We start from the raw sequence: 697 nt of genomic DNA, 5'->3' as shown, positions 1-697 counted from the left end.
TGGGTCGCCTGCGACAGGATCAGTACGGCCACGCAGAGTATCGACAATGCCAGAGCTTTCATCACTTGATTTGTCCCCTTCTACCGCATCAACAACCGTAGTAGCGTTTTCTTGTGCCGGGGTTTCGATCGGCTCTAACATGGTACAGCCAGTCATTGAAGCCAATAGGGCTAAACAAAAAATACGTTTCATAGTGATACTCTCTCAGTCAGCAGTACAGGGCGTTAAAAGTGGCTTAATCTAATGATTAAAGCTGTTGGTTAACAAAGCTCATCATCTTGTCTACTGACGAGATAACTTTTGAGTTCATTTCGTAAACACGTTGAGATCAAAGCCCGGAACACCCTCTTGCGGATCACCACTTGAGCCTGTTGGCAGGTACAGGTTTTGACCAACTGGCTCAAGGCCGCCAGGGTTAACAAAATCGGTGATCGTGATCTGACCAACCACAACGTTGTTCTGCTCACCACGGATACGTACTGACACTTCACCGTCGTTACCAACTGTAATCGAGATTGCGTCTTCAGGAATAACAATTTCTGGTTGCAGCGGGTAACCCTGACCAGAAGTTACGATTGCGCCGTCACCATTCAATGTAAACTGACCATTGCGGCTATAACCTGTCTCACCATCTGGCATTTCAACTTGGAAGAAACCATCACCTTCAATCATCATGTCTAGGCTGTTGGTTGTCGTT

The 697-nt window shown here is 46.8% G+C and carries 2 pseudogenes; both read right to left on the bottom strand.

Going from position 1 to position 697, the window contains the following annotated elements:
• A pseudogene (locus tag KIV40_RS30455) lies at positions 1-192 on the bottom strand (flagellar basal body L-ring protein); the annotation flags it as partial.
• Between the two features lie 55 nt (positions 193-247).
• Positions 248-697: pseudogene (locus tag KIV40_RS30450) on the bottom strand (flagellar basal body rod C-terminal domain-containing protein); the annotation flags it as partial.

This window comes from Vibrio sp. D173a (genome assembly GCF_030248475.1).
Note: the sequence above shows the minus strand (reverse complement) of the source record. Positions and strands in the feature narration are given on the sequence as shown.